At 47.8% G+C, this 7312-nt stretch carries 9 protein-coding genes; 8 read left to right on the top strand and 1 reads right to left on the bottom strand.

Annotation, left to right across the window (positions count from 1 at the left end; genetic code table 11):
• The 7 genes from B5D32_RS13990 to B5D32_RS13960 form a co-directional block, all read left to right on the top strand.
• Positions 1-524: PcfJ domain-containing protein (locus B5D32_RS13990; RefSeq protein ID WP_200805198.1), on the top strand; the 524-nt coding region annotated here is incomplete at its 5' end.
• Between the two features lie 19 nt (positions 525-543).
• Complete coding sequence (locus tag B5D32_RS13985; protein WP_078785586.1) at positions 544-744, top strand: hypothetical protein; 201 nt, start codon at positions 544-546, stop codon at positions 742-744.
• Positions 741-959: a DNA ligase LigA-related protein gene (locus B5D32_RS13980; RefSeq protein ID WP_078785585.1), complete on the top strand. Its 219-nt coding sequence runs from the start codon at positions 741-743 to the stop codon at positions 957-959. The genes B5D32_RS13985 and B5D32_RS13980 overlap by 4 nt, the downstream gene beginning before the upstream one ends.
• A gap of 165 nt (positions 960-1124) precedes the next feature.
• Entirely contained in the window at positions 1125-2489 is a 1365-nt protein-coding gene (locus B5D32_RS13975) for an ATP-binding protein (RefSeq protein ID WP_078785584.1), read from the top strand.
• 90 nt (positions 2490-2579) lie between these two features.
• Positions 2580-3266: a VanZ family protein gene (locus B5D32_RS13970; RefSeq protein ID WP_143402786.1), complete on the top strand. Its 687-nt coding sequence runs from the start codon at positions 2580-2582 to the stop codon at positions 3264-3266.
• Positions 3267-3659: 393 nt separating this feature from the next.
• A complete protein-coding gene (locus B5D32_RS13965; protein WP_078785582.1) occupies positions 3660-5051 on the top strand; it encodes a hypothetical protein in 1392 nt (463 codons plus the stop codon).
• Between the two features lie 11 nt (positions 5052-5062).
• Positions 5063-6061: a M28 family peptidase gene (locus B5D32_RS13960; protein ID WP_078785581.1), complete on the top strand. Its 999-nt coding sequence runs from the start codon at positions 5063-5065 to the stop codon at positions 6059-6061.
• A gap of 84 nt (positions 6062-6145) precedes the next feature.
• Here the strand turns inward: B5D32_RS13960 and B5D32_RS13955 are convergent, their stop codons facing one another.
• A complete protein-coding gene (locus B5D32_RS13955) occupies positions 6146-6361 on the bottom strand; it encodes a hypothetical protein (protein WP_078785580.1) in 216 nt (71 codons plus the stop codon).
• A 175-nt stretch (positions 6362-6536) separates the two neighbouring features.
• Here B5D32_RS13955 and B5D32_RS13950 point away from each other — a divergent pair.
• A partial coding sequence (locus tag B5D32_RS13950) for a ParM/StbA family protein (RefSeq protein WP_078785438.1) occupies positions 6537-7312 on the top strand: 776 nt, incomplete at its 3' end.

Below are 7312 nucleotides of genomic sequence, written 5' to 3'. Positions count from 1 at the left end.
CTTTCCTCTATCGTTCCCCGATGGAAGAAGCAATCTCGACTTACAGCGACTATCTGCAAATGTGTCAAGAACAGAATTATGATATGAAAAGCAGTCAGGTTTTGTTTCCCAAACACTGCAATGAGGCCCATGACGAGTTGAGCCGATACATTAAGAAGTGTAGGGACGAGCAAACAAAGCGTGCATTTCGTGAAGTATATGAGCATTTGGCAGAAAAGGCTAACCTCACTTCAAAGAAACTGCAAATTGTCTGCCCCAAGCAAACCGATGACCTCATCGCAGAAGGACAGGCTTTGCACCACTGTGTCGGCACCTATATTGAGCGAGTGGCAGCGAAAAAATGTCTGATCGTGTTTGTCCGCCGCGTGGAAGAACCAAAAAAGCCGTATGTGACCGTGGAGGTGCGCAATGGTAAAATCGAGCAAATCCATGGCGACCACAACAGCGACCCTACGGAAGAAGTAAAAAAGTTTGTTGACCTGTGGAGCCGCAAGGTGCTGCCAATGGCTTTGCAGGCCGCGTAAGAAAGGAAGTGCTTGTCTTATGAAGCAACTTGGAAATCTCGCCATCGTCTGCGCCCGGCGCAAGGATGTGACCCTGCGCATAGAGCAGGGGAGAGTAATGGTCTTACTGGACGGCCCCTACGCGCCGACAGCGTTTTCTGCCGACTGGGATGACGATGAAACCATCCTGTCGGTGATCCACGAGTTGAATTTCGGCCGATGCGCCCCCAAAAGCCAATGAAAACTGAGGAATGGCAGGAAAAAGCCGCTTTCATCGGAAAACTACGGGAACTGACAGACCGCCTGAACCGCTGCCGTGCGGCGTATGAAGCCCATACGCCGCTGGTAAGTGATGAGGTCTACGACATTCTGTTCAGCGATTTGCAGACGCTGGAAAGTTGGCTGGGGTTGAGAATGAAGAACTCCCCCACCAAGAAAGATAACCACCTGATATGAGAAAGCCTCCAATCTATGCGGTATTGTGCATAGGTTGGAGGCTTTTGTTTGGGAAAAAGAGTATTGCTTTTTCATTTAGGTACTTGCTTTTCTATAGAGTTGATGCTACAATAATGCTGAAATGAAATTCAACGAATTGCAATTCAACGATTTTGGAGGCGCGATATGTTTATTGGCCGTGAGAAAGAACTGGCGCTTTTACAGCAAGACTATATTGGAAAAGCAGCAATGGTCTATGGCAAACGTCGAGTTGGCAAGACCACCCTGATTCAGAAAGCACTCAAATCGAGCAGCTATCGGACGGTTTACTTTGAGTGCCTGAAAGGTACAATGCAAGACAACATCAGCGGGTTTGTGCAGGAATTGGTCCGGGCAAAAATCCTACCTGTGCCATTGAATTTTGGTACCTTGCAGGATGTGTTCGCATATCTGAATGCTCTGCCGGAGAAAATCGTTGTCGTCATTGATGAATACCCCTATCTCAAAGCTATGAACGACTCCGCAACTGTCGATTCCATCTTCCAAAACATCATTGATAATCGGCTGGTCAATATTGAACTCATTCTCTCCGGCTCCCACATCGGCATGATGAAAGATGCGTTGCAGGAAAAGAATGCCCTGTATGGCCGTTTTGCTGTAACGATCAAGCTCAACGAGCTGAACTATTTGGAAGCTGCAAAATTCTATCCTGACAAAACTCCCTATGATAAGGCGGCGCACTATGCCGTTTTTGGTGGCTCGCCTTTTGTCAATCAAGCGCTGCAACCTACGGCTACAATTCGGGAAAACATTATCAGCACGATCCTCAACCCTATGAGTGCTGTCTATCTCTATGCCAGCCAACTGCTGCTCTCGGATTACTCTGTCAAAATCAATGCCGAGCGTATCTTCTCGGTCATTGGAAACGGGAAGAAGCGGTACACAGAAATTGAAGATAAGCTGGATGTAAAAAAGACCGGCAACCTCTCCAAACAAATAAAATCGCTGATCGACCTTGAAATCATCGCGCGCAATAGCCCTATCAACAAGATTGGAGATAATAAGAAGTCCACTTTTGAAATCAACGACAATCTATTGCGGTTTTACTTTACTTTTATCTACAAGAATGCCAGTGCCTTGCAGGTTTTGGGGGCCGAAGCATTCTATGATGAGTATATAGCGCCAGCCCTGACGGATTTTATCTCCCGCCGATTTGAGGGTATCTGCCGCGACTATTTCAGCCATCAGGTTCGTTCCGGTAAAATGAAGGGGGTACGCAATATTGGCAGCTATTACTATGACGACCCCGCCCATCGCAAGAATGGTGAGTTTGATGTCGCCCTGGAATTTGCCGATGGATATGAGATTTACGAAGCAAAATATTATGCCCAGCCGATGACCCTTGATGAAATTCATCGTGAGGTCCAACAGGTAGAGGCCATCAAAGAACTCACAGTCAAGCAGATTGGGTTCATAGCTATCAATGGATTTGCGGAGAGGGAAGAACCTTATCTTTATCTGGACGGAAATGATATTTTTGCAAACGAATAAGTACCATATAGTAAATATAGCGCAGAACAATCAATCGAAGGAAACCTGACAGCAAAAACTATAACAAACACATTGGAGAGGCAACCGTTTATGAAAAGCAGAAGAAAACATAGCTTCCAGTTTATGACTATATTATATTTTGTGATAGTATTTTGTATGTGCGTATCACGTTTTAACGTGATTATGACAATTATGGGTGGTCAACTAACGCGGGTGGAAGAAATTAATCTACTGCCGTTCCATAGTGTTAGAGAAAACTTGCAATATGGTCGCAATCCTATTTCATGGGACATGCTTTATAACATGGTAATGTTTGTACCGTTTGGAATAATTTACTGTTATTACCAAAAGCATTTTCGCGTATATAAGGCAGTCGGAATGTCATGCTTGACAACATTCTTTATAGAAAGCGCGCAGTTCATTCTAAAAACCGGTGTCGTAGACATAGATGATTTTATTGTAAACACATTGGGAAGTTTGATGGGAATTATGGTGTATGTTATTCTGCAACATATATCCTTCAAAAATCAAAAGTTTGAAATTCACGAATTGATTGATATAAGTGCGACAATGCTTCCGCCGATGTTTGTTGCCTTCGTTGCGGAAATGTTTCTGGGAGTTGGCTCACTAAAACTGTTGCCAGTTCACGGTGCAGTGTTACTGTGCTATGGAATTTTTGTCTACGCATTTTTAATAAGGGATTTTACCCGCAAAGCAAAAGTTTATTATCTGGTATGTTATGTAGGAATCTTTTGTTTAAGTCGGGTGTTACTGTAGAAACAATAGAAAAATAGAATTTTGACCAAATCATTGAACCGCAAACCAGAAAAATAAAGTACATATGCTGTTTTTTAGGGGGCTCGAAATATCCTCAGCAGCAAATTGACGTTTTCCGCAAACTATGGTATCATACTCTTGTAAGTGATTTATGTGTCCTGCAAAGCAATTTGCGCTGACGCACGTTGTTATTTTTGTACTTTGTGCCTGCAATGCCGCTGACCGTCTGGTCTGCGCATTGCGGGCATTTTTTATCCACGGGGGGCACCCCGCATAAAGCGAGAATGACTTTTGTGCTGCTATTGGCAGCGAAGAAAAGTTGTTCTCGCTTTTTTATTTTGGTTTAGCGCCGCCCGGCGTTAAAAATAAAAATTCAAGAAAGGCGAGATCACAATGATGGACGAACTCAAACAGCAATTTTACGAGGTCATGCACAAGTATCAAAAGCCGTTTTCGGAAGAAGGCGTCACAGCAAACCTTACGCAATGGTACGAACAGAAGCAGGGGCTTTTACAGCTTCTGCGTAGGCATCCGCTATGGAATGAAAAAGAACTGGCAATCGTGTTCCGCGTGGAGGAGCGGCGAGAGATCGACCGTGCTACGGTAGATGAAACGCGCGCCGCCATACTGGAACTGGGCCGCAGGGCCTGCACAGATGATACGGTGTACGAAAACTTTGAAACAGCCCTGCGCGCATCAACCGCAGACTATGCCCGGATACCAAACGAATACCGCTTGGACACGATCCGACAGTACGGCGGCATCAAGTGCGCACCGGGGCAAAAGGCGAGCCGCATTATCAATCGACTTTGCCTGAAATTCCATCTTGACCAAATCGAGGAAGAAGCGGAAGCAGGCGAGCCGGACAACCGTTATATGCGCACGGTCAAACCTTACAACGCGCTGTTTGCACGGCTGGCCGATGCCCTGAACCCGGCGCATATTGAGAAAACCGCAGTGCTGTCAATCCACCCCTGCGATTTTCTCGAAATGTCTAACCGCGACAACACTTGGAGTTCCTGCCATTGCCTGGATGGTGGCGGCTATCGCGGTGGCTGCCAGTCCTATATGGGCGATGCCGTTAGTATGATTTTCTTCACGGTCAGTGACGAGTACACGCAGGACTTCCATACAGCCCCTCGCATCACGCGAGAAATTTTCTGCTATAAGGATAATGTTTTGCTGCAATCACGCCTGTATCCTACAGATTTGGAAGACCAGAAAACCCTGTATCGCAGCATCGTCCAGCAGGCGATTGCAACTTGCCTTGACAAGCCGAACTTGTGGTCGATCAAGCGAGGAAAAGAAACCGAACCTTACTGCGAATCTGCGGCGGACAGCAACCACTATCCTGACTATGCGTATGGGTATGCGGTTGCTTCTCTGCTGAAAGGGGAGACCGACTATGGCAAAATGACGATTGGTTCCGTGGCTCGATGTGTCTGCTGCGGCGGGGAACAGAAGAATCACCGCTCGATACGCTGTGCAGAATGCGGCAGTATGTTTGTCTGCAAAGGCTGCGGCAAAACAGTGCATGGATATGGGCGCTATATTGATGAGCACTTTTATTGCAATGAGTGCAGCTATGAATGTACGGTATGCAAAGAAAAGTTTATCGGTATGCCGCGTATCGGAATTGCTCGTTCCGGTGAGCAGCGTGGGATATGCCCTGCCTGCTATGAGCAGGTTGTTGGCGTATGCAGAAACTGTACGATTCATGGAGACTGCCTTTCCATCGGTGCCAATCGATTCTGCCCGAACCAGATGAACGGCCTTGCCGCATAAAGGAGGAATCCATGCAAGAATTGACGTTTGAAACCATTCTGCGTCTGCCGCAGATGGAATTGAAAAAGAGGCTAAAAGCCGAGCTGAAAAGCAGGGGTTACCCCGTTACCGATAAGCCCGGCTACCTGTATGCCGAGGGAACAATCCCCGTCCTGCTGGTGGCTCACATGGACACGGTTCACCGTCAGCCTGTCGAACAGGTATGCTATTCGGCAGATGGGGCTGTAGCTATGTCACCGCAGGGAATCGGCGGCGATGACCGATGCGGGGTCTGGATAATTTTACAGATCCTGCGTACAGCAAACTGTCATGTGCTGTTCTGTGAGGACGAAGAAGTCGGCTGCGTAGGTGCAAAGAAATTCACAAGAGGCTCGTTGCAACCGCAGGTAAACTACATCGTAGAGCTTGACCGCCGGGGCAGCAATGATGCCGTGTTTTACCGCTGCGATAACCCGGAGTTTGAGGACTTCATCACCTCGTTCGGATTTGAAACAGCGGGTGGTTCATGCAGTGATATATCCTATATTGCGCCGTATCTGGAAACTGCAGCGGTCAATATCAGCTGTGGCTATTACTGTGAACACCAACGGCATGAGTACATCCGCTTAGAGGAAATGGAACTGAATGCCGCCCGTGTGGCGCAGATGGTAACGCAGCAGACAGAACACTTTGAATATAGGGAACAGCAGGACAATTTCTTCGGTGGGCGCATTTATCAGTATTCTATGTGGGATACCGCTTTTGAGCGCGAAACCTACAAGTGGCTTTCACCGCTGCCGAAAGAAGCAAAAATCAAGCTGGGAACAGCGGAACTCATCATGCCTCATGCCAAGATTGATCGGCAGGGAAAGGTACACCGCTATGTTCCCAAATTGAAAGCAGCCGTCCTGACAGAAAACGCCATAGCAGTAATGCCGGACGGTAAGAAAGTAAGATATGACTCCCAAAAGGCTAAGTGCCAGAAAGTGATGCCCCTATCAAGGGCGTTGGAAATACTGAATACAATATAAATACAGCCCCTTCCGCTGATGCAATCTCAGTAGAAGGGGCTGTTACTTTAATTGTATTGAATTTTCCCCGGCGGGTCACATAAATTACCGATTCCAGATATTGTTTTCAAGATCGACAAGCCGCTTCTTGTACTCGGCCATCCGCTGCTCGGCCTTGCCGTCATCATCGGGAAAGCTGACGAGGTAGCCTGTGTCTGTATCATGGAAGCCGATTTCGCCGGTAAGGCCGCATATATCGGAAACTTTCAGCAAGGTATGAAAATCATACTGCATGGCACTGATTTCAAGCGTTTTATTCATGACGGACTCCTGTGTTTTTACTTACTTTGCCCATTATAGCGCACCCGTCAGGGAAATGCAAACAAATAAATAATGCGCATCATTGCGTACAAGAAAAAATAATGCGTAAATTTGTTGGGAAATGACGTATTCAAAACGTATAAGGTAAATATAAGCATCGAAAGGAGCTGATGTTATGCTTATTGCTATCGACCACGGCAACAAACAGGTCAAAACTGTCCACGGAAACGCCATTGTTTCCGGTGTACAGAAAAGCAAAACCAGACCTTACGGTAGGGACGTACTGAAATACGGCGGCAGTTACTATACGCTGTCCGCACAGCGCATCCCGTACCAGAAGGACAAAACCACAGACGAGCGTTTCTTTATTCTGTCGCTGTTTGCCATCGCGGAGGAAATCGAAGCGCAGGGCGCGTATACCTCCGGGTTGATGCCCATTGACCTTGCCATCGGTCTGCCGCCCGCACACTTCGGCGCACAGAACAAAGCGTTCGTGCGCTACTTCAAGCGCAAGGACCCCATCTACTTCTCCTACCGTGACAAGTTGTACAGTATCCTGATCCGCGATGTGCAGTGCTATCCGCAGGCATTTGCAGCGGCGGCCATGATGCTGGGCGAGCTGGCAACCGTGCCGCGTGCGCTGATTCTGGATGTGGGCGGTTTCACGGCGGACTATCTGCTGTTGAAGAATGGCCGCGCCGACCTGTCCACCTGTGATTCACTGGAAAACGGCGTGATTCTGCTGTACAACCGTATCCGCTCCAAGGCAAGTTCAGATTTGGATGTACTGCTGGAAGAAACCGATGTGGATGCCATTCTCTTGCAGGGGCAGGGGAGCAGCTACGGGGAAGAAGTCGCCGCGCTGGTGGAATATCAGGCGCAGGAGTTCGTCAATGATATGCTGGGCGCACGGCGTGAGCGCCAGCTTGACCTGCGCACGGGACGCGTGAT

The sequence above is a fragment of the Gemmiger formicilis genome (assembly GCF_900167555.1).
GTDB classification, from domain to species: Bacteria; Bacillota; Clostridia; order Oscillospirales; family Ruminococcaceae; genus Gemmiger; species Gemmiger formicilis.
This window is presented reverse-complemented; position numbering and strand designations above follow the sequence as displayed.